The organism is Victivallis lenta (assembly GCF_009695545.1).
GTDB classification, from domain to species: domain Bacteria; phylum Verrucomicrobiota; class Lentisphaeria; order Victivallales; family Victivallaceae; genus Victivallis; species Victivallis lenta.
On the sequence record NZ_VUNS01000001.1, the window covers coordinates 191,411 to 212,958 of the forward strand.

Annotated in this window: 14 protein-coding genes; 11 read left to right on the plus strand and 3 right to left on the minus strand. The window is 63.4% G+C overall.

Annotated features, from left to right (window positions below; genetic code table 11):
• The first annotated feature begins 3 nt into the window (after positions 1 to 3).
• The 8 genes from FYJ85_RS00780 to FYJ85_RS00815 all read left to right on the plus strand — a co-directional run bounded on the left by FYJ85_RS00780 (position 4) and on the right by FYJ85_RS00815 (position 13,941).
• Complete coding sequence (locus FYJ85_RS00780; RefSeq protein ID WP_106053132.1) at positions 4 to 249, plus strand: OadG family protein; 246 nt, start codon at positions 4 to 6, stop codon at positions 247 to 249.
• 48 nt (positions 250 to 297) lie between these two features.
• Positions 298 to 2,136 carry a biotin/lipoyl-containing protein gene (locus tag FYJ85_RS00785; protein ID WP_106053133.1) on the plus strand — a complete coding sequence of 613 codons (1,839 nt, stop codon included), beginning with the start codon at positions 298 to 300 and terminating at the stop codon, positions 2,134 to 2,136.
• A gap of 511 nt (positions 2,137 to 2,647) precedes the next feature.
• The gene (locus FYJ85_RS00790; RefSeq protein ID WP_418391569.1) at positions 2,648 to 3,844 is read left to right on the plus strand and encodes a sodium ion-translocating decarboxylase subunit beta; all 1,197 of its coding nucleotides are present in this window, start codon (positions 2,648 to 2,650) and stop codon (positions 3,842 to 3,844) included.
• A 312-nt stretch (positions 3,845 to 4,156) separates the two neighbouring features.
• On the plus strand, positions 4,157 to 5,200 hold the full coding sequence (locus tag FYJ85_RS00795; protein ID WP_154416672.1) for a hypothetical protein: 1,044 nt from the start codon (positions 4,157 to 4,159) through the stop codon (positions 5,198 to 5,200).
• Positions 5,201 to 5,368: 168 nt separating this feature from the next.
• The gene (locus FYJ85_RS00800) at positions 5,369 to 9,487 is read left to right on the plus strand and encodes a glycoside hydrolase family 2 protein (protein WP_154416673.1); all 4,119 of its coding nucleotides are present in this window, start codon (positions 5,369 to 5,371) and stop codon (positions 9,485 to 9,487) included.
• A 134-nt stretch (positions 9,488 to 9,621) separates the two neighbouring features.
• The gene (locus tag FYJ85_RS00805; RefSeq protein WP_206212903.1) at positions 9,622 to 10,857 is read left to right on the plus strand and encodes a BaiN/RdsA family NAD(P)/FAD-dependent oxidoreductase; all 1,236 of its coding nucleotides are present in this window, start codon (positions 9,622 to 9,624) and stop codon (positions 10,855 to 10,857) included.
• A 61-nt stretch (positions 10,858 to 10,918) separates the two neighbouring features.
• Positions 10,919 to 12,130 (plus strand): hypothetical protein, encoded by a 1,212-nt coding sequence (locus FYJ85_RS00810; RefSeq protein ID WP_154416675.1) that lies wholly within the window; start codon positions 10,919 to 10,921, stop codon positions 12,128 to 12,130.
• Positions 12,124 to 13,941: a hypothetical protein gene (locus tag FYJ85_RS00815; protein WP_154416676.1), complete on the plus strand. Its 1,818-nt coding sequence runs from the start codon at positions 12,124 to 12,126 to the stop codon at positions 13,939 to 13,941. Before FYJ85_RS00810 ends, FYJ85_RS00815 begins: the two co-directional genes overlap by 7 nt.
• Before the next feature lie 12 nt (positions 13,942 to 13,953).
• Here the strand turns inward: FYJ85_RS00815 and FYJ85_RS00820 are convergent, their stop codons facing one another.
• The 3 genes from FYJ85_RS00820 to FYJ85_RS00830 form a co-directional block, all read right to left on the minus strand.
• Positions 13,954 to 16,341, minus strand: coding sequence for a hypothetical protein (locus FYJ85_RS00820; RefSeq protein ID WP_154416677.1), 2,388 nt, complete (start codon positions 16,339 to 16,341; stop codon positions 13,954 to 13,956).
• A 50-nt stretch (positions 16,342 to 16,391) separates the two neighbouring features.
• Positions 16,392 to 17,150: a type II secretion system protein gene (locus tag FYJ85_RS00825; protein ID WP_154416678.1), complete on the minus strand. Its 759-nt coding sequence runs from the start codon at positions 17,148 to 17,150 to the stop codon at positions 16,392 to 16,394.
• Positions 17,151 to 17,371: 221 nt separating this feature from the next.
• A complete protein-coding gene (locus FYJ85_RS00830) occupies positions 17,372 to 18,466 on the minus strand; it encodes a LacI family DNA-binding transcriptional regulator (RefSeq protein WP_154416679.1) in 1,095 nt (364 codons plus the stop codon).
• Positions 18,467 to 18,695: 229 nt separating this feature from the next.
• Between FYJ85_RS00830 and FYJ85_RS00835 the strand changes: the two genes are divergently transcribed.
• The 3 genes from FYJ85_RS00835 to FYJ85_RS00845 all read left to right on the plus strand — a co-directional run bounded on the left by FYJ85_RS00835 (position 18,696) and on the right by FYJ85_RS00845 (position 21,544).
• Positions 18,696 to 19,340 carry a GDSL-type esterase/lipase family protein gene (locus tag FYJ85_RS00835; RefSeq protein WP_154416680.1) on the plus strand — a complete coding sequence of 215 codons (645 nt, stop codon included), beginning with the start codon at positions 18,696 to 18,698 and terminating at the stop codon, positions 19,338 to 19,340.
• A gap of 123 nt (positions 19,341 to 19,463) precedes the next feature.
• Positions 19,464 to 20,747: a nickel-dependent lactate racemase gene (gene larA / locus FYJ85_RS00840; RefSeq protein ID WP_106053144.1), complete on the plus strand. Its 1,284-nt coding sequence runs from the start codon at positions 19,464 to 19,466 to the stop codon at positions 20,745 to 20,747.
• Complete coding sequence (locus FYJ85_RS00845) at positions 20,744 to 21,544, plus strand: electron transfer flavoprotein subunit beta/FixA family protein (protein WP_154416681.1); 801 nt, start codon at positions 20,744 to 20,746, stop codon at positions 21,542 to 21,544. The genes larA and FYJ85_RS00845 overlap by 4 nt, the downstream gene beginning before the upstream one ends.
• Positions 21,545 to 21,548 lie beyond the last annotated feature (4 nt).

Genomic DNA, 21,548 nt, shown 5'->3' on the forward strand with positions numbered 1-21,548 from the left:
AAAATGGATTGGACTCTGTTGGGTAACGGCTTCAAGCTGATGCTTCTGGGCATGGGGGTAGTTTATGTCTTCCTCGTGGTCATGATCATCGCCATGAACCTCCTGAAACGGGCGCTCGCCCCCTTCGCCGGCATGCTCGAGCCGCCGCCGAAGGCCCCCGCCAAAAAGAAACCCGCCGCCGCTTCCGGCGACGACGCCCAGCTCGCGGCGATCGCGGCCGCAGCGGTCGAAGCCGCCCGTTCCAAGTAAATATTCATCCATATTTCTATATCAATCATAACGGAGAATCGTAAGAAGATGAAGAAAATCAAGTTCATGGATTGCTCGTTCCGTGACGGCTTCCAGTCCTGCCTCGGCGCCCGTGTCAAGACCGATGATTTCCTGCCCGCGCTCGATGCGGCGGTCAAGGCCGGGATCGATTATATCGAAATCGGCGGCGGAGCCCGCTTCCAGAGCCTCTATTTCTACTGCCAGGAAGATGCGTTCGAAATGATGGACCGCTGCCGCGAAGTGGTCGGCCCGAACGTGAATCTCCAGACCCTCGCCCGCGGCGTCAATGTGGTCGGCCTCTCCTCGCAGTCGAGCGACATCATCGAACTGCACGCGAAACTCTTCAAGAAGCACGGCATCACCACCATCCGCAACTTCGACGCTCTGAACGACGTGCGCAACCTGACCGCCTCCGGCAAGTACATCACGCAGTACGGCCTCAAGCACCAGGCGACCGTCACCATGATGGGCCTCGCCCCGAACCTCAACGAAACGTATGCGCACACGCCGAAATTCTACATCGACCGCCTGAAGGAGATTCTCGCCAGCGGGATGGCCTTCGACAGCCTCGCGTTCAAGGACGCCTCCGGCACCTCGACCCCGAAGACCGTCTACGAGACGATCAAGCAGGCGCGTGAAATTCTCGATGCCGAATTCAAGGGCGACAACCGCAAGAGCATTTCGTTCCACACCCACGATACCGCGGGCATGGCGGTCAGCTGCAACATGGCGGCGATCGAAGCCGGCGCCGACGTGATCGACCTTGCGATGAGCCCGCTCTCCGGCGGCACCTGCGAGGCGGACATCCTCGTGATGTACCAGAGACTGCGCGGCACCGACTACACGCTCGACATCGACCCGGAGAAGATCCTCAACGCCGAAAAGGTGTTCGAGAAGTGCATGGACAAATACTTCATGCCGCCGGAATCGATGCAGGTCTCCCCGAAAATCATCTTCAGCCCGATGCCGGGCGGCGCTCTGACGGCCAACACCCAGATGATGCGCGACAACAACATCCTCGACAAATACGACGACTGCATCGCCGAGATGCGCGAAGTCGTCGCAAAGGGCGGTTTCGGAACCTCGGTCACCCCGGTCAGCCAGTTCTATTTCCAGCAGGCGTTCTCGAATGCGATGCAGGGCCGCTGGAAGGTCATCGACAAGAACGGCTACGGCAAGATGGTGCTCGGCTACTTCGGCAAGACCCCGGTCGCGCCGGATCCGGAAATCGTCAAGCTGGCCAGCGAGCAGCTCGGCCTCGAGCCGACCACCGAAGCCGTGGTCGACATCAACAACCGCAATCCGAAGCTCGGCGTCAAATACAATACCGAACTGCTTGAGAAGGCCGGCCTGCCGGTCACCGAAGAGAACATCTTCATCGTCGCGGCCTGCGGCGAGAAGGGCCTCAAATACCTGCAGGGCGACAAGCCGATGGGCATCCGCTACAAGGAAGCCGACAAGCCGAAGGCCGCCGCCGCGAAGGGCGGAGCCTACACGGCCAATGTCGACGGCAAGAATGTCGCGGTCGAACTGAACGCCGCCGGCGACGCCTACACGGCGACCGTCAACGGCAAGAGCTTCACGGTCAAGGTTTCGGAAGGCATTGCGACCGCGACCGCCGCTGCCGCTCCGGCCGCCTCCGGCGCGGCGACCGCGCTGCCGGCTCCGCTGCCGGGCACGGTCATGAAGATCATGGTTGAGGTCGGCGAGGAAGTCGCCGCCGATGACGTGATCCTCGTCATGGAAGCCATGAAGATGGAAACCGAAGTCAAGGCCCCGAAGGCGGGCGTCATCCGTGAAATCAACGTCTCGACCTCCCAGGTGGTGGCCGCGGGCGACACGCTCGTGATGATCGAGGAGAAGTAACAGAATGCGAAAAGTCAAGCTTTTTTCCGCCGTCTGCCTCGCGCTGTTCGCGGGGATGCTGATGGCCGCTCCGGAGCCGAGCGTTCCGGCGGCGAAAACCACCATCGACACCGCGCAGGCCGCGGTGCAGAAGGCCGTTCCGGCCTCCACGCTCACGCTGCCCTACGGCGCGCAGAAGATCATGACTTCGAGCGACGCGCTCTTCGGCTGGTATGTCCAGCCGTCGACCGGCATGCGTTATCTGGTCTATGAATGGCCGAAGCCGGGCATCGTCAACTCGCTGACCATCGCCGCGAACCAGAAGGTCACTCCGGGCCGCGAAATGATGGTCGTGGTTCCGGAAGGGCGCAGCAAGGGCAAGGTCAAAATCGATATTTCGGCCAAAGTCTCCGCGCTGAACAAGGCGTTCTTCCCGTCGGCAAAAATCGAGCCGGGCATGGTCATCGCCGAATTCCAGCCGGTTGAGCTTGTGCACGATTCGGTTGACAACGCAACCGCTTCGAGCGGCGACCTGCCGGAGTGGGGCGCCGCGATCAAGGGGCTCTGGCAGAGCACCGGCATCTATGACCTCATCAACCAGAGCAGCACCGATTTCAGCTCGACCTGGATTCTCGGCCTCGGCCGCGTGCTGATGATGTTCGTCGCTCTCGTGCTGATCTACCTCGCGATCGTGAAGGAGTTCGAGCCGCTGCTGCTGCTGCCGATCGGCTTCGGCGCGCTGCTCGCTAACATTCCGCTGGCCGGCATCTCCGGTCCGGACGGGCTGCAGGGCATGATCTTCGAGGTCGGCATCAACACGGGCGTCTTCCCGCTGCTGATCTTCATGGGCGTCGGCGCGATGACCGACTTCGGCCCGCTGCTTGCGAACCCGAAGACCGCGCTGCTCGGCGGCGCCGCGCAGTTCGGCATCTTCTCGGCGCTGCTCGGCGCTCTGCTGCTGACCATGTTCATTCCGGCGATCAACTTCTCCATGCTCGATGCGGCCAGCATCGGCATCATCGGCGGTGCGGACGGCCCGACCTCGATCTACCTGACCAGCAAGCTCTCCCCGAAACTGCTCGGTGCGGTGGCGGTGGCGGCTTACAGCTACATGGCGCTGGTGCCGATCATCCAGCCGCCGATCATGAAGCTCTGCACGACGGAGAACGAGCGCAAGATCAAGATGAGCCAGCTGCGCACAGTCGGCAAGCTTGAGAAGATCTGCTTCCCGCTCCTGATCACGCTGCTCTGCGCCTTCCTGCTGCCGGACGCGGCTCCGCTGATCGGCATGCTGATGTTCGGCAACCTGATGCGTGAGTGCGGCGTGGTCGAACGCCTGAACCAGACCGCCCAGAACGCGCTGATCAACATCGTCACGATCTTCCTCGGCATCGCGGTCGGTTCGAAGCTTTCGGCGGACCAGTTCCTGTCGATCCAGACGCTCGGCATCCTGCTGCTCGGCGCAGTGGCGTTCAGCATCGGCACCGCCGCGGGCGTGATCTTCGCGAAGATCATGAATCTCTTCAGCAAGGAGAAGATCAACCCGCTGATCGGCGCGGCCGGCGTCTCCGCGGTGCCGATGGCGGCGCGCGTGGCGAACAAGGTCGGTCTCGAGGCGAATCCGCAGAACTTCCTGCTGATGCACGCGATGGGACCGAACGTCTCCGGCGTGATCGGTTCGGCGGTTGCGGCGGGCGTGCTGCTCAATATGCTCAAGCACCTCGTCTGATCTCCGTTACGGAACGGCAGCGCCGCGGCGAATCTGATTCGCCGCGGCGTTTTTCATATCTCTGGTCAATAAAACCACTGGTACGGCGCCTGGCAGCCTCCGCTGTTTGTCGGGTTGGTAACATTATAGTGGAAGCCGGGGCATTTGCCGGCTGCATTTAAACCGGAAAAGGTTCGGGAAGTCCCCGCTGCACAATCGGAAACAGTGACGTGCAGGCGCAGACCGGCGAAGCAATCCGTCCTGTCCGAGTCCCGGCTTGACTCCGGGCCGTTCCGGCGGTATATTCCATATCAGCAACCTGGGAGGTGTTTTATGAACCGTTCGCTTTTCGCCGCCGCTTTTCTGCTGCCTGTATTCGGCTTTGCCGCCACGGTGTTCGACCCGGGAGCCGGACCGGTCGCATTGCGGGTCAACCAGTCCGACAACCGGCAGCAGTCGGTGACCGCGTCCGAAAGTCCCGACGGCCGCCCGATGCTCCATGCGAAGTGGAACTGCGCGGCGGCCAACTATCTCGAATTCAGCCTCAGTCAGCCGGTCGCACTCCCGGAATTCCGGGACGGGGAGCTTGCGGTGGATGTATTTGTCCCCGACAACGCGGCGATCGGGAAATTCAATCTCCGCGTCACGGATTCGCAGGGAGAAACGCTCCAGTACCAGCTGCCGAACGACCAGCTCAAGCCCGGCCGGCAGACCATCCGCTGCCGGCTGACGGACACCAACCGGAATTCGTGGGGCGCGCAAAAGAACGGTAAAATCGACTTCCCGGCCAGAGTCACCGGCATGTCCATCGACTTCAACCGCAAGGAGGGCGACGGCGAACTCTGGATCGGCAAGGTCGATTTCACGCCGACCGCGTTCGATGCCGGAGAGCTGCTGGCCGACACCGCAACAGCTCCGGTCATCGTCGGGCAGGCCGCCGCGCGCGGGCAGTCCGCGACCGTGGAGGAGGCCGGCGGCAGGCAGGCGCTGCGCCTCAACTGGGACGCCGCCAAGGCGCGCTGGCTCGAATTCTCATTCCGGAACCCGCTGCCGCCCATCGACGAATTCGACTCCGCCCGATTCGATGTCGAGCTGCTGATCCCCGAAAACTTCGAAGGACGGCGCGTCAACCTGCGTCTCGCCGACAAGAGCGGCGAAACCTTCCAGTTCGCACTGCCGACCGAGGGGCTCACGCCCGGCTGGCACACCGTCCAGCTCCGCATCAGCAAAAGCGGCGCCCCCAACCGGGGCGTGTGGGGCGGCGACCAGAACCGGCAGCTCGACTTCCCGGTCCGGGTCAGCGGAATCTCCGTCGACTATCCGGCCGGCAGCGGCGCCGGAACCGTCGCACTCGGCACCATCCGCATCGCCCGCTGACCTCCGCAGTGCGTCCCCGGCGGAAAAACGGTTCCGCCTTTTCGCCGGGGAGACACAAAATAAGCGATTTTTCCGGAAAGGCGCTTGCATAAGCGCCGCCCTGTTGATATAATTAAAATATCGAAGTTTGGCAACTGTTCCAGTTAACAGGTTAACTCAGGAGGTCGCATGCTGAAATCGCAATTGCTGTTCGGAGTCTCCCTCGCCGCGCTGGGTGTCGCGGCAACGGAACTCGCCCCGTATGTGCCGGCGCCGCACCAGTTCCAACGGGTGCAGACCGTGCCGGCGGCGGAAATCGCCGTCACTGCGCCGGACGCGGCAAAAAAGCTGACGGTCGGAGATTTCATCAAGACCCGCTCCCTGAACGGAATCTGGAAATGTTCCGGGCTTGAAACCTCCGCCCGACCGATTCCGGCCGACGACGGGCTTGACCGGAAGTATGCCGGAACCGCATTCGACGACACGAAGTGGGACGACATCGCCGTACCGCTCAACTGGTACAAGAAATATCCGAAGAAGCAGACCTCCGAAGAGCCGTACGTCCGCGGCTACTACCGCACCAGTTTCAATCTCACGCCGGAGGAGCTGAAAAACAGCCGGATCATGCTGAATTTCGACGTGGTCGGCTACGATGCGAAGGTGTTCCTGAACGGCGTCGAAGTCGGAAATCACCACGGCGATTTCACGCCGTTCAAGCTCGATGTGACCGGAGCGGCGAAAGCCGGGAAGAACGTTCTTGCGGTCCGTGTCTTCTCCGACAACGGCCCGACCTTCGGCGTCCGGGAGAAGATCACGCACGTCTACGGATCACAGTGGTCGATCAACAACATCAAGGGCGGCATCTGGCAGGATGTGACGCTCAGCATCGAGCCGGAGCTCCGCATCGACCGCCTGACGGTCACGCCGGACCTCGCGAAGTCGGGCATCACCGTCGACTGCCGGATCGTGAACCCGACGGAGAACAGCATCAAGGTCGATCTCCTCGGCAAAGTCGTCTCCGCCATGAAGGGTGAAAGCGGCGCGCCGGTCGGGCAGGCCGCCGAAAACGGTTTCCTCCTGAAGCCCGGCGTCAACGACACCACAATCACGGTCGGACTCAAAGAGCCGAAGAAGTGGTCCATCGACGCGCCGTATCTGTATCACTTCGTGCTATCGCTCTCCGAGCGGGGGAACATCGTCTCCGCCGCGAGCGCCCGGTTCGGCTTCCGGGAATTCCATGTCAGAAACAGCAAATTCTATCTGAACGGCGAGGAAATCTACCTCTTCGGCGAGAACATCCCGTCCGTCACCTACGGCGGTCACGGGCTCTCGACCGCCGAAGAGGAGAAAAAGCTCGAAAAGTACATCCTCGGCTGCCGCAACCTCGGCTACGTCATGCTGCGCAACGCCCATATGCCGATCATGCCGAAGGCGCTCGAGGTCGCCGACGAATGCGGCATGATGATGTTCAACGAATGGGGCTGGTGCTTCTCGAACGGAATCGACGCCGACGCCTTCCATAAAGTCAATCAGAAGGAACTCGAGGAGTTCTTCCACGCGACGACCAACCATCCGTCGGTCACCATGTGGTCGCTCGGTAACGAGGTCGTGCACCGCAACGCGCCTCCGGTCGCCCGCGAAATGGACCGGCAGGTCGAACGGATCCGCAGCCTCGACAAGCAGAAACGCCCGATCAGCACCTTCTCGGGGGCCGGCGGCTGGCGCTCCTACGGGGAGACGAAACTCGACACCGATGTCCGCGACCTGCACACCTATACGGCGCTCTCCTCCCCGTGGACCAAATTGCCGGAAGAGCTCGCGGAGATCGTCGAGGGCGACCGCCGCATCTACGGCGAAAAGGAGCTGACCCGGCCGCTCGTCGCCTGGGAAAACGTCGGTTTCTCGTGGGGAATCTATTCCGACCCGAACTTCAAGCGCGGCGACGTGCGCGAATATGCGAAATATGTCGCCAAACCGACCACCTGGGGCAATCCGAACGGCATCGGCTTCACCGGCGTTGCACCGCTCTTCAAGGCGCTCGGTCCGAATTTCAACGCCTGGGCTCAGGCGCACTACGGACGCCGGATCTTCGAGATCTACCGCCTGACTCCGGACTACACCGGTTTCGCGCCGTGGTTCAGCAACAGCAACCTCAGGGAGGCGACTCTCTGGAACCAGCCGGTCTTCCCGTCGCTGCACACCGAAGCGCTGACCTTCCCGCGCAACTTCTTTGCAGATGAAACGACGAAATGGCAGCTTTCGGTCGTCAACTCCGGCAACGACAGTTTCCGGAATCTGGTCTTCGACGTCGCCATGGTTGCCGAAAAGGACCGGAGCGTGACGCAGGCCGCGTCCTTCAAGATCGGCGATCTCGCCGCCCAATCGCGCCTGACCAGGCCGGTCGAGCTCAAAATGCCCGCGCTCGCGCCGGGACATTACCAGATGCGCATCACGCTGCGGGACGGCGGCCGGACGGTCGGGCAGAATTATTACGACACCTTCGTGCAGGATCCCGGCATCCTGAGCCGCAAGATCGAGACGGCCCGCCCGGTCCGCATCCTCGACACCGGCGCGGCGAAGAACGTCGCGGAGCTCGAAGCGCTGCTGAAGGCGTACCAGATCCCGTACAAGACCGTCAAATCGGTCGAAGAACTCAAGGAAGCCGCACTGCTCATCGTCCCGCCCGAAATCGCCGAAGAGCAGCTGGTCGCACTCGGCAGCTCCGCGGAACTCACGAACTTCATCCGCAACCTCGGCGGAACGCTCCTCGTGCTCGAACAGAAGAACATGAAGAGCCGTCTCCCCGGCAATCAGGCGGTGACGATGGTCGGCAACACGTTCGTCGATCTCGTGATTCCGGACCACCCGGTCTTCGCCGGGCTCGACTACCGCAGCTTCGACACCTGGAACAATCCGGACAAGGGCTATGTCGTCGCCGGAACCTTCGTGCCGTTCACCCTCAACGCCGTCGCCGCCAAGGGGCCGATGCTCGGCCGCCAGGATGTCGGCATGGCGCTGGTCGAGGCGACCGACGGCAAGGGCCGCATCATCCTTTCGCAGCTTGAGGCGACCGCCTGCCGCAAGCTCGACAGTGTCGCGGCGACCTATCTCTACAACCTCATCGACTACGCCGCGGGCGCAGATTACTGGAAAGGGGCGCTGCCGCTGGCCGATGCGGTCGACCGCGATTACACGGCGGACAAGGAGAATCTCGTTTTCATCGACCTCGCCGAAAAAGCGAACGTCCCGTTCAGGGACGAAGTCGACAATGACGGCAAGGGCGGCTGGACCGATCAGGGAACCAACGACTTCCGCATGATGCCGCTCGGCGTGCAGGAGGCGGCCGGCATCCGTTTCAATATCCTCGATCCCGACAAGAACAACGGCAGGTCCTGCCTCGTGGTGCGCGGTTCGGAGCGTCAGCATTTCCCGGCCGCGATCCGGGACATCAAGGTCGGGCGCAAGCTTTCGCGGCTCTTCTTCCTGCACACCGCCGCCTGGGGCGGCAAGGGCAAAGCCGGCGCCTACCGCATCAACTTCGCCGACGGCACGCACCTCGACTACCCGATCGAAGGCAATCAGAACATCGGCGACTGGTGGACCGTCGCCCAGCTTCCGGCCGCCAAGATCGGCATCCTCCGCAAAAACGCGATGGACCATGAGGTCGGCACGTTCGTGGCCGAGTGGGAAAATCCGAAACCGGATGTCGAGATCAAATCGATCGACTTCCTCTCCGCAACGGAGGCGCGCGGCAATGAGATCGACTGGCTGCCTTCCGGCACCCCGATTCCGGTACTGGTCGCCGTCACCGGCGAAAAGGTCAGCGACAAGCTGCTCGATATCACCGGCAGCCGTTTCGTGCGGGCCGCCGGCCTCATGGAGCACGGCAGCACGGTTCCGGCCGAGGTCAAAACGGTGAAAACCGGCAGCGGCGTGCAGCTCGACATCAGCTTCAAGGCATCGCCGCCGAAGGAGATCCCGGCGGTCCTGATCAGCTACGACAAGAAGGATGCGGCCGCGGATTACCGCTATCTGACCTTCCAGGCGAAAAGCCCGGAAGAGGCAGTCATTCAGGTCGTTCTGCCGCGTGAGGACTGGCAGGCGAGGCTGCGCGGCGACGTGACGCTCAAGGGCGACAACCGCTGGCACAAGTACCGGCTCATGGTCGGCCGGAACTTCGAAAACGAAAATGGATTTTCGTTCGACAAACAGCGCGGTGAACTCTTTCTCTACTACCGCTCGCTGCGGGCGCCCGACACGGCGCGGCCGGCGCTGAACTTCGAGATCAAGGACATCACGCTCGAATAGACGGCATCGGCCGTTCCGCCCCCCGTTCCCTTCCGGCGAGCGGGGGGCTTTTTTCCGTATCAGCCGGAAGGCTTTTGCTTTTTCCGTCTTCCGGCTGTATGTTATACCCGTCACAGATCAAAATACGGATTTTCATGCAGCAAACACTCTCCTGCGATTGCCTGGTCGCCGGCGGCGGCCCGGCGGGACTCTCGGCCGCGATCGCGGCGGCCGAAGCCGGGCGCCGCGTCATCGTCGCCGAATACCTGCCGTCCCCCGGGCGCAAGCTGCTGGCGAGCGGCTCCGGCAAATGCAACCTGACCAATGCGCTCCCTCCTGAAGCGCTGGCGAGGCGTTTTTCCGCTCCGTTCCGGTTCGTCCGGCCCGCGCTCTATTCGTATCCGCCCGGAGCGTGGCGGGAGTTTCTCTCTGCCCGGGGAGTCCCGACCGTCTCGCCGGACGGGTTTCACTATTTCCCGAAATCGATGCGGGCTGCGGATGTGCTCGACGCACTCCTGCGCCGCTGCCGAACGCTCGGCGTGACGATCCTGCCCGGGACTCCGCTCCGGAAACTCCTGATCCGGGACGGCAAAATCTCCGGCGCGGAATCCGGGCGCGGCCGGGTCGATTCCCCCCGGCTCATCCTCGCCTGCGGCGGCATGGGGTATCCGCAGCTCGGCGGCCGCGGCAGCGGCTACGAACTCGCGCGCGAAGCCGGACACCGGATCGTGCCGCCGGTCCCCGCCCTGGTCGGGCTGCGCGCGGCCGAGGGGTGGGCGGCCCGGCTGCCGGGCATTATCCTTCCTGCCGCGACCGTGCGTTTCGAAAAGAATCCCGCCGGAACGGGAGAACTCATTTTCACCCACAACGGCGTTTCGGGGCCCGCCGTGCTCGATCTCTCCGGCAGCGTCGCCCGGCATCTCGAAAACGCCGCCGAAGCCGTTCTCGCCTGCAACTGGCAGAGCCGGCCGCCGGAAGCGTACCGCGAACAATTCGCCCTCTGGCAGAAGCAGGACGGAAAGAAGCAGCTGAAAACCCTGCTCGCCCGCATGCTGCCCGCCGCCTTCGCCGATGCGCTCTGTGAAGCGGCGGAACTGCCGGGCGGCGGCAGTGCCGCACATCTCCGGGCGGCGCAGCGCGACCGGCTCGTCGCGGCGCTCACGAGCTATCCGCTCCGGATCTCCGGAACCGACGGCTGGAGCAAGGCGATGGCGACCGCAGGCGGCGTGCCGCCGGAGGAAGTCGATGCGAAAACCCTCTCCAGCCGGTTCTGCGCCGGGCTCTTCTTCGCCGGTGAGATGCTCGACGTCGGCGCGCCCTGCGGCGGCTACAACATTCAGTGGGCGGTCAGTTCCGGCCGTCTTGCCGGGAGCGCGGCGGCGCGCCTGTAAATTTCTCCTCAAAAGTTGACAAACTCTCCCTGAGTCAAATCAACTTGAAAGGAGGCTTGCCATGCAGGAAGGCAATCCCGGTTATCCGCGTCTCGAGGCGGGAAGAAACATGGTGGTCGAGAAACTGCCGGGGGGATTCCGCATCCACTCCCTCTCCCCGGTCGAAACCGGTTACCGCGGTTATTTCACGGTGCGGCCCTACCCGAGCCGTTCCACCGTCAATCCGCAGAAAGCGGTCCAGATCGTGAACGGCTCGCTGCCGTACGAGGAGTCGGTCACCCGGGACGCCGGTTTCGTCTCCGTCGACCGCCTGCACTGGATCAAGGAGGAGAAGGGCGGGCCGGGCATCGGCGCCCGGCGGCTCCGGATTCCGGTACCCTGCATGCCGAACCTCGCAGTCCCGGCCGGCCGCTCGCTGGTGTTTCTCCGGATCACGGCCCACTCGGGCGGCAATGCGGACCGCCTGAAATTCCCCGATTCCGGTGGCGGAACCGTCTATTTCGTCCACGACTATCAGGTCCTCGACGATGTGCCGAAACCGAAGGAAGGAGTCATCTACATTCCGCTGGCCGAAGTCGAATGCGACGACGACGGCGGCTGTTCCGTCACGCAGTTGAACTGCGGCGAACCGAACGGTGTCATCATGCAGTATTTCGGCAGCGACACGCTCGACCGCGGCGACGATGCCGGCAGTTCGTCCTCCGGTGGGGCAGACTCCTCCTCCGCTTCCGGCTCCGACTCCACTCCGGGTTCCGAGAGCAGCGGAAGCGGCGATCCGGGATCCGGCTCCGGCAGCGAATCCGCCTCGGCCTCGTCCGGCTCCGGCACGACAGATCCCTCTGGCTCCGGCAGCGAATCCGCCTCGGCCTCGTCCGGCTCCGGCACGACAGATCCCTCCGGCTCCGGCACGACAGATTCCTCCGGCTCCGGCACGACAGATCCCTCCGGCTCCGGCACGACAGACCCCTCCGGATCCGGCGGCGGAGGTGGCGGCCACTACGATCCCGATCTCTGGTACCTGGTCGCCGACTGCACCCGTTATCTCTGTCATGAGTCCATCGGGATACCGAACTACTCCGGTACGGTCAACTATTATATGGCCAAGGGCGACAAAATCAAATTCGAGCCGGAACCCTCCCCGCCCACGGCGGGACAGCCCATCGTCGAATGGCACGGAATCGTCATGATCGAAGGGCCGTTCCAGAACCGGCTCGACGTCACGCAGGAGCATATCGATGAACTCAACAATCTTCATATAGGTGACGAATGCTGATCAACCGGCACAACTGCGTCCAATGCTGCATCAAGCATCTGGCCTCGGCGGCGGTCATCGCCCGCGAAATCCGCAACGGCTACAACACGCCGGAATACCGTTTCTACTTCATCGGCAACCTGAACGAAGCGCAGGAGCAGATCAGCGGAATTGATCCGAAACTCTCGCGGCTGATCCGCACACTGCGGCTCAAATCCGCCCCGGCGGGGCTTGATGCCGAAATCGCGGACTCGACCATCCGGCTGCTCGAACGGATCGCCCAGGCACTCGATTTCCGCCAGAAGCACGGCGTCTACACCGGGAATCCGGACGAAACGGTGCGGAAATATGCCGGGAAGCGCTGCCGCTGCTCCGACAAGGCGATCGACATCCTGATCCCGCTGCGGTCGGACGGCTCGAGAAACGGCAACCTCGAACTGAAGCTCGCGCTGCGCTCCATCGAGCGGAACCTGACCGGCTTCCGGAAAATCTGGATCGCCTCGAAGGAACGTCCCGCCGGATTCGAGCGAATCGGGCATATCGCCGCCCCGGACGACCGTCCCCGCAAACAGATGAACATCCACCGCGCCATCCTGGCCGCCCTGCGGAATCCCGAAGTCGCGGATGAAATCATCTTCTGGGCGGACGACAACGTGCTGCTTGCGCCGCTGCATGCCTCCGAACTGCCGGTCGCCGTCCGCGACGACGCGCTCACCGGCTTTTCGAATGCCCCCGACGCCCGCATCTGGCACCGTTCCCTTCGCCAGACCGGCGACGCCCTGCTGGCGAAGGGGCTGCCGGCCGTCAACTACGAAGCCCATACGCCGGTCCGTTTCAACCGCCGGAATTACCTGGCGCTCGCCGGCGAATTCGACTTCGACTCGGGCGTCGGCCTCTGCTATATCTCGCTTTACCTGAATCGGTACGGAGCTCCCGGCCCGGTTCCGATGCGAACCATCAAGGCCACCGCCGAGACGGACCGTTTCAACCCGGAATCGCTGGAGGGCAAGCTCTTCGCCGGCTTCAACGACACCGGGCTGGAAAACGGCGCGGGGGAGACCCTGCTCAAACGTTTCCCCGAACGCTCCCGCTACGAGACGCTCCCCGCGGCCGGCAGCCTTTACAGGCACTCCCCCGGACTCGGAGCGGTCATCGGCACCTGCGGAACGCCGTTTTACGTCGAACTCCAGCTTGCGGCTCTGGCGCGCTGGAACCCGATGCCGGCCCTCGTCGTCGACGACGGCTCCGGCGACCGGGAACTGCCCGGAATCTGCGCGAAATATCATGCCGAATACCTCCCTCTGCCGCTGCACCGCGGCCACTGGGCCGGGGATCTGCATATCTTCGCCGCAGGCCTGGAGTGGGCGGAACGCAACGGCGTCACGCTGCTGGTCAAGCTCTCGCGCCGTTTCCTGCCGCTGCGGGAGTGGCAAAGCGGACTCCTCTCTCTCGCCCGCGAATCGAACGCCGTCACCTTTTCCAGCTGGTCGACAAGCTACGGCCTCGGATTCCGCACCGAATGCCTCGGTCTCTACGTCCCGGCCTGGCTGCCGTGCGTTTCCGCCCTGCGGAGCGCCGCACCGGCCGGACGGCATTTCGTCGAGCGTTTCCTGCACAGGAAAGCCCGGATGCTCGTCAACGGCTGGAATTCCGTCGCCTTCGAAGATTACCGGCAGCGGCACGATCCGGAGCGGAAGCACGACGGCTATGCGTTCTGGACCGACCTCATGGGAACCGACCGCAGACAGCCGCCTCCGGGCGTCCTCTGGCACGACGCCCACTCCGAAGAAGATTACCGTGCCGCCGCCCGGACACTCGGAATCGGCCAATAAGCCGCAGCCGTTTCAACGGGTGTAGAAGACGCGGATGTTGCGGATCATCCAGCCGAAACTCTTCTCCGCCGGATTGAAGCCGATTTCGAGCTCTTTGATCCGCTCCGGCTCGAAACCGGAGTGGAAGAGGACGCGGCGCTCCTGCCACTCCGTCTCCGGCGGTTCGAATCCCTCGCCCGTGAAACGGCCGTCCCAGCGGGCGTTCACGCGGGAGAAGACGATTCTGCCCGGCGTGAGCCGCCGGATTTCGAACGCGATCCCGGCAGCGCCGGCAAGCGACTCCTGCGGCAGCTGGAGTTTGTAGGCCGGAAAGGCCCAGCGGTCGACGCCGTCCGGAAACTCGACGGTGAATTTGACCGCCTTCTCCTCCGGAACCGCCGCAACCGTCATGCTTCCCGATGAATGGTACGACCAGCTGCCCGGTTCGAGCATGGCCGGCATCGGCACGTCCCGGCAGAAATCCCCGACACGGCCGGCGAGAAAAAGCGGAATCACGAGACGGCTGGCCGGCCTCCCGTTGAAGGTTCCGCCGAAGACGAGTTCACCGCGGCAGCCGCCATCCGCAATCTTCGGCGTGACGGTGAGCGCAACCGCGGCCCGCCCCATGGCGGGGACCGTGACGGGGTCCGAGGGTTCCGCCGTTCCGTCGCCCGCGACCGTGACGATCCCGGTTTTGGCGACCGTGTCGAAGTTGCAGATTTCGAGCGTGATCCGCACAGGCTTCTCCGGCAGGTCGAGCGAATCCCTGCCGCTGCCGGGGGCGACTCCGTCCGGCAGAATCGCCCGGAGCACGACGGTTTTATCGTCGGCAGTCGGCGCGGCGCCGGGCGTTCCGGCCGGAATCGCCGGAACCGCCGGAGAGAGTCCGGCAAGGCCGTGCAGATAGACCGGGTTTTCGTCGAACACAAGCTTCCCGCCGGAGATTTCAAGCGGCGTGCCGAACAGATCGACCGCTTCGGTGCGGGCCGTTTTCCCCGGTATGCGAAGCTCCTTCGCACCGCTCTCCGACCAGGCCAGCAGCGACTGCGCGCCGTCCGCCCGGCGGTAAAGCAGCGCCCGGACGCCCGGAAGCTTCAGCCCGCCCTCGATCTTCGCCTCCCCGAGCTGCGCGGTCAGCGTCGCAAACGCAGTGTACTGCGCCTTGATGGTGTAATCGCGGCGCAGCATCCCCCACGCTTTGCTGCCGTTCCACTCGTTGACCGGCATGAGGTTGAACCAGAAGGCGCGCGCCACCCCGAGCCGCTGCAGCGACGCCAGAACCTTCGGCACCTCGCGGGCGACGGCGAGCTCCTGCCGGAAGCTGTGCTCTTTGAGTCCGGGCCGCAGGCCGGGCGCTTCGGCGGGCCCCTCGGCCCTGGTGCCGGTCTCACTGAACCAGACCGGCATCGAGGCGGGAGCGCCGCTCTCCTTCAACACCTGCCGGATCTGCTCGAGCAGTTTCGGAAAATTGTCCGGAGAAGCGTAAGTGTGATAGCTGAACACATCGAAATACTGCGGCAAATCGCTCTTGAGCGCGGCGCGGCAGAAGCCGGCCGGCGTATCGACGCAGAACGGTCCGGTCAGCACCGTGATGTCCGGGTTGCCCGCCTTGAAGCCGAGGTAAGCGGCCTTCATGGCGGCGGCGTAATCCCAGGCGGCGGCGTCGGAGAAACCGATATCCTGTTCGTTCCAGAACTCCCAGAAATCGATCTTTCCGCGGAAATGCCGCGCCAGGCGGCGGTTGAACTCGTAAACCGCGAACAAATCGGTCGGCATCCGCTTCTTCGGGTCATCCTTCGTCCAGGCCGGAGCATCGTGATAGACGCTCAGCATCCGGAGACCGGCCGCATGGACGGCGGCGGCCGAACGATTCCAGCTGCCGTCGAAGCGGAATTCGCCGCGGGCCGGATTGACCGGTCCCCAGCTGATCCGGTCGCGCAGAAAGCCGGCGCCCGCCCGGCGGCCGAGCTCGGCGATGAAGCGGTAACCGGCCTCCCCCGGATAACCGGCCGACGCGTTGTCGCCGCCGGTCCAGCTGATATGCGTATCGAGATTGAACGGAGCATCCGCCGGAACCCTCCGTGCCGCCGGGTCCGGCAGCACCGCGAAGGCGCATGCGCCCGGCGCGGTCTTGAGAAGGTAATGGCCGTGCGGCAGCGCTTTGAGCGTAAGCGGAGCATCTCCGGCCGGCCATTCGCCCTGCGCGACGATCTCCCCCTTCCGGTTCTCAACCGTGTACGTTTCCGGGCGCGGCGTGTTGTTGACAAGACGGAAGGTCAGCGCTTCGCGATCCGTGAACGCTCCGCCCGGAGCATCCGCGCGAAGCTTCATCTGCGAATCGAATTCGGCGGCGGACGGCGCCCCGGAAAGCAGCAGCAAGCACGCTGAAATCACGGGCGTAAAGAAGGAACGGGGCTTCATGAGAACACCTCCTGCAGTTGCAGACAATCGTATGGTACGGGAAAAAGCGGTCAGAAAGCCGGGCCGAGCAAACCGCCGCCGGCGCTTCTCGCATATTTGAACTTCGCGGGGCTCGCGATGAGTTCCTGCCAGCTCTGCGAAACGGTGTGTCCGTCCGCCATGCCGAGATTCGCGCGGCCGCCGTGCAGCTGGTGCACGCCCATGTTCTCGAAGAGGTCCCACGGATTGTAAAGCCAGCGGCTCTGGCTGCCGTTGCTGCAGTCTGCGACAGCCGGAACGGCGGACGGCCGCTTCATGCGGGTCAGCTTATAGGCGACATCGTCGCCGGAGGGAGCGCGGAATTCTCCCCAGACGGCGCTGACTTCGGCCGGAACCGTATGGCCACGCCAGACGTAGAACATTCCGTAGCAGTGATACCAGGAACTGAATTTCGCGCGGTCCGCCCCGGCGTTGGCCGGACAGAGCAGCACACTCCACGGAATATACCCGCTGCCGCTGCTCTCGAAGCCGCTGTTGTTATTGCCGGCGGAAGTCAGCAGATTGGTCCACGGCTCCATGGCGCGCGGATATTGGATGTTGACCGGAATCCAGTCGTTGTTGTCCGCCGCGTAAAAAAGGTGCCCCTTCATAATCTGCGAAAGGTTGTTCGTGCAGGAGATGCTCTTGCCGCGCGCGCGCGCCTGGTTCAGCGCCGGCAGCAGCATCGCGGCCAGAATCCCGATGATCGCAATGACGACCAGAAGCTCAATCAGAGTGAAAGTTTGACGTATCGTGCCGAACACGTAATATTTCCCGGAATGTTTCTTCATCTTTCAATCTCCTGTGGTTGAATGGGTTGACAGATCCGGCAATGTTCTGTAATTCCCACGGAAATTCCGGCGGCCGGTATGCCGGGCCGGATTCTTCCGTGTTTTGCCCGTATTGGATTTGCGGGTGGAAATACGTTCCCGCCCCCCCCGTTGTTCACGTTCCGGGGGCGAACTTATATTCCATCATGGTTTTCCCGCCGCCCGCGGCGGCTGCGCCGAGTTCACATCCGCGGGACAGCGTCCGCCTCAGCCTTACGGCCCGGCGGCCTCGCGTCGGAGGCGTTTTCCCGGACTTTCCGCCGGGGACGGCCCTCCGGCACGACGAGCTCCGGCTTGAGCATCACATCCTGCCAGCTCGCGCCGGGATTGGCGATCCGCCAGAGCAATCCGTCCACGGCGCGGGTCGCGATCTCCGCGATATGGAGGTCCACCGCCGGAACCGGCGGATCGAGCTCCCGGATCAGGTAGGTGTTGTCGCAGGAGATGACTTCGAGCTCCTTCGGCTTGCGGGAATACCCTGCGAAATTCAGCGCATGGCAGACTTTGTAGGCCACCTGATCGCAGAACGCGAAGATTCCGGCACGGCCGCCGTACGCCTCGATCGCCGTCCTGAGCTGTTCCAGATAAATCTGCGGATCATCGGCGCGGTCGTACTCGAGCTCGACGAATTCGGCCTTCGCCTCGCGCATCCGGCGGCGGAACCCCTCGAGGCGCGGGTGCGTCTCGGCGTGATAGGCCAGACTGTGCTCCCAGGTCAGGATCGCCCGGTCGAACCCCCGGTCGACCAGGTAATTCGCCGCGAGCTTTCCGGCCATCGCCTCGTTCGGCTTGAAGCTGTCCCACGGGCCGATGTCGATCTCCTCGTGCATGATCGCCACCTGCGGAATCCCCTCCAGAATCGAACCGAACCACGGCCGGAAGCTGTAATGGTAGATCACCCCGGTCGAATTTTCGACCAGCAGCGGATTCTCATACAGATCGCCGCAGGAACAGAGTTCGAACGGCACTTTGAGCTCGGTCAGCCGTTTCATGACGCTGTTCATGATCTGCTGCGCGACAGGGTCGTCCGAATCGACCGGGTCGTACAGAACCGTGATCTTCTCCTCGGGCTGCGCGCCCGTTTCCGCCGCGCTCCGCCGTCTCCGGTAGGTGCGCGCCTTGAAGCCGCACTCCTCCGCCACCTTCTGCACCTGGTTGCGCAGCCTGCTCGAAATCAGGGTCGAGTTCCGCAGCGCCAGCGACACCGAAGTCGTGGTGATGCCGAGCATCTCCGCGATCTCCGCCATGCTTTTCGGCTTGTCCTGTTTATCGTTCATCTCTTTCGTTCCCGCCGGTTCGATTGTTTTCCTGCCTATAATTATAGCAAACAACAGCGCGAATGTCAACAGCAAATTTCATTATTTTTAAAATATTTTATTTTCAATTTTAAAATAAAAATTAAAATTACGCCAGGCCCGTTTGCGCGAAAATCGAAACGGCCGGGGATTGCAAAACGGCGAAAGCGGCTTTATAGTATCCGGAAACCCAACAATCGGAGCGTAGCAAATGAGCGGCAAATACGATGCATTGTTCGATCCGGAGAGTCTCCGGGCCATCCAGGAATTCTACGACACGCGCGAACGCTGGCAGGAGATCCTCGCTTATCGGAAACTGGCGGACCGGATCGGCCATGTCCGGAACCTCTTCTACGGCGACTCGATCACCGAAGCGTGGCCGCTGCATGAGCACTTCCCGAATCATTCGCTGCTGAACCGCGGCATCGGCGGGGACAACGTCTGCGGACTCTACCTGCGGCTTGCGGAAGATGTGTTCGCATATACACCGGAAAAGGTGTTCATCCTGATCGGAATCAACGGCATCGAACTGCCGAAGCAGCTGATCCTCGACCGCACCCGCGCCGTGGCGGAGCTGATCCGCGAGCGCGGCAGCCGGGTCTACCTCGGCAGCATCCTGCCGCTCCGCGAGCCGGACGGATGGGACCGCTTCCGCTATCAGGACAAGATCGTCGAAATCAACGCCGAACAGAAGGCGTGGAGCGAAAGGAACCTCGACGGCTTTATCGACTATCACTCGCTGCTGAAGGACGAAACCGGGCAGCTCGCGGCCGAATTCGCGCGGCCGGACGGCACCCACGTCATGCCCGGCGCCTACCGGGTCATGGCGGACGCCGTGCGTCCCTTCCTCGCCTGATCGGCCGGCCGGGGGGATTCCCGGCAATTATCCGGCATTTTTCGATTCCGGCGGTTGATTTTCCGGCCGCCGGGTGGTATTGTCTTGCAATCGGCCCCGAAACCAACGATTCACGGCGGGATTATGAGACGCGTAAGCATTCCGTACGACCGGACCGTCCTTGAGGCGGAAATCGACGAGAGGAATTTTCTCGGCTGCTTCGAATCAGCGCTGCCCGCCGCCGCGGCGGACCAGGCGGCGGCCGTCCGCGAAGCGCTGGACCGGCCCGTCGGCTCCCCGCTCCTCGAGGAGCTCGCCGCAGGCAGGCGTTCGGCCGTAATCATCGCGAGCGACCACACCCGGCCGGTCCCGAGCCGGATTCTCATGCCGCAGCTGCTCGAACGGCTGCGGAGGGGCTCCCCCGGCATCGACGTCACGATCCTCATCGCAACCGGCTTCCACCGCGGCACGACCCGGCGCGAACTCGTCGAAAAATTCGGAGAGAAGATCGCCGCGGACGAAAAAATCGTCGTCCACGACTCTTCGGACGAATCGATGCTGACCAGCCTCGGCACACTCCCCTCCGGCGGCGAGCTCGTCATAAACCGCCTCGCCGCCGAAACGGAACTCCTGCTGGCGGAGGGGTTCATCGAACCGCACTTCTTCGCCGGTTTTTCAGGCGGCCGCAAAAGCGTCCTGCCCGGAATCGCCGCGCGCCGGACGGTGCTGGCCAACCACTGTTCGGAATTCATCCAAAGCCCGTATGCGCGGACCGGCAATCTTGAGAACAACCCGATCCACCGCGACATGCTGTTCGCGGCAGAAACGGCGAAACTCGCCTTCATCGCGAACGTGATCATCGGCCGTGACAGGAAAATCGTGCGCGCCTTCGCAGGCGACCCGGTCGCCGCCCACGCGGAGGGCTGCGGCTGCCTGCGCCGGTTCGCCGGAGTCGCCGTGCCGCAGGCCGACATCGTCCTCACCGGCAACGGCGGCTATCCGCTCGACCAGAACGTCTACCAGGCGGTCAAGGGCATGACGGCGGGTGAAGCGGCCTGCCGCGAAGGAGGCGTCATCATCATCGCCGCAAGCTGTTCCGACGGACACGGCGGCGAATCGTTCTACCGGAACCTGGCGGAGGCGGCTTCGCCGGAGGAGCTGCTCGCGCGGGTCGCGGCCGTTCCGCGCGGCCGGACCGAACCGGACCAGTGGGAGTTTCAGATCCTCGCCCGCATCCTGTCGAAGCGGAAGGTCATCGTCGTCACCCGCGACTGCGACCACCGGATGCTCGAGAGGATGCACCTCTCTGCCGCCTCCACCCTCCCCGAAGCGCTCGGCATGGCGTACGCGCTGCTCGGGCCGGAGGCGAAGGTCGCGGCCATTCCGGATGGAGTCTCCGTCATCGTCAACCCCAGCAGGTGTTTATGAAAATAACGGTATGCATCAAGCAGGTGCCGGGAACCGCCCAGGTCGAAATCGACCCGGCGACCGGCGTATTGAAACGCGACGGCGTCGAATCGAAGATGAATCCGTACGACCTCTACGCGCTCGAAACCGCACTGCGGTTCAAGCAGTCGCACGGAGCCGAAATCACGGCCGTAACGATGGGGCCGCCGCAGGCCGAAAGCGTGATCCGCGAAGCGTTCATGATGGGCGTCGATCACGGCGCGATCTTCTCCGACCGCCGCTTCGGCGGTTCGGATGTACTCGCGACGGCCTACACGCTCGCGCAGGGAATCCGGGCGGCGGGCGGCGCCGACCTCGTGATCTGCGGCAAACAGACCACCGACGGCGACACCGCGCAGGTCGGCGCGGAGCTCGCGGAGTTCCTCGGCATTCCGCACGTCGCGGGCGTATCGCGGATTCATGAGCTCAGCGGCGAAGAAATCCTGCTCGATCTTGATCTGCCGCTCCATGTGGAAACGGTGCGGGTCAAGCTGCCGTGCCTGGTCTGCGTCGAGAAAGGGATTTACGAGCCGCGGCTGCCGTCGTTCCGGCGCAAGCTCGAAACGGCCGGCCGTCCGGTCCGGACCTTCACGCTCGACGATATGGAGGACCCGGCGCCGGAACACTACGGGCTCTCCGGCTCCCCGACCCAGGTAAAACGGATTTTTCCGCCGGAAAATACGAATACGCACGAAAGCTGGGAGGGCTCCGGCGATGAGCTCGCGGAACGCCTACGCCGCCTTCTCGACGACAGGAAATTCCTGCAGCAGCTGAGGTAACGAC

Excerpts from the sequence above, each read along its gene's own strand:
- FYJ85_RS00780 (WP_106053132.1), top strand. The coding sequence starts at position 4 with ATGGATTGGACTCTGTTGGGTAACGGCTTCAAGCTGATGCTTCTGGGC.
- FYJ85_RS00785 (WP_106053133.1), top strand. The coding sequence starts at position 298 with ATGAAGAAAATCAAGTTCATGGATTGCTCGTTCCGTGACGGCTTCCAG.
- FYJ85_RS00795 (WP_154416672.1), top strand. The coding sequence starts at position 4,157 with ATGAACCGTTCGCTTTTCGCCGCCGCTTTTCTGCTGCCTGTATTCGGC.
- FYJ85_RS00800 (WP_154416673.1), top strand. The coding sequence starts at position 5,369 with ATGCTGAAATCGCAATTGCTGTTCGGAGTCTCCCTCGCCGCGCTGGGT.
- FYJ85_RS00805 (WP_206212903.1), top strand. The coding sequence starts at position 9,622 with ATGCAGCAAACACTCTCCTGCGATTGCCTGGTCGCCGGCGGCGGCCCG.
- FYJ85_RS00810 (WP_154416675.1), top strand. The coding sequence starts at position 10,919 with ATGCAGGAAGGCAATCCCGGTTATCCGCGTCTCGAGGCGGGAAGAAAC.
- FYJ85_RS00815 (WP_154416676.1), top strand. The coding sequence starts at position 12,124 with ATGCTGATCAACCGGCACAACTGCGTCCAATGCTGCATCAAGCATCTG.
- FYJ85_RS00820 (WP_154416677.1), bottom strand. The coding sequence starts at position 16,341 with ATGAAGCCCCGTTCCTTCTTTACGCCCGTGATTTCAGCGTGCTTGCTG.
- FYJ85_RS00825 (WP_154416678.1), bottom strand. The coding sequence starts at position 17,150 with ATGAAGAAACATTCCGGGAAATATTACGTGTTCGGCACGATACGTCAA.
- FYJ85_RS00830 (WP_154416679.1), bottom strand. The coding sequence starts at position 18,466 with ATGAACGATAAACAGGACAAGCCGAAAAGCATGGCGGAGATCGCGGAG.
- FYJ85_RS00835 (WP_154416680.1), top strand. The coding sequence starts at position 18,696 with ATGAGCGGCAAATACGATGCATTGTTCGATCCGGAGAGTCTCCGGGCC.
- larA (WP_106053144.1), top strand. The coding sequence starts at position 19,464 with ATGAGACGCGTAAGCATTCCGTACGACCGGACCGTCCTTGAGGCGGAA.
- FYJ85_RS00845 (WP_154416681.1), top strand. The coding sequence starts at position 20,744 with ATGAAAATAACGGTATGCATCAAGCAGGTGCCGGGAACCGCCCAGGTC.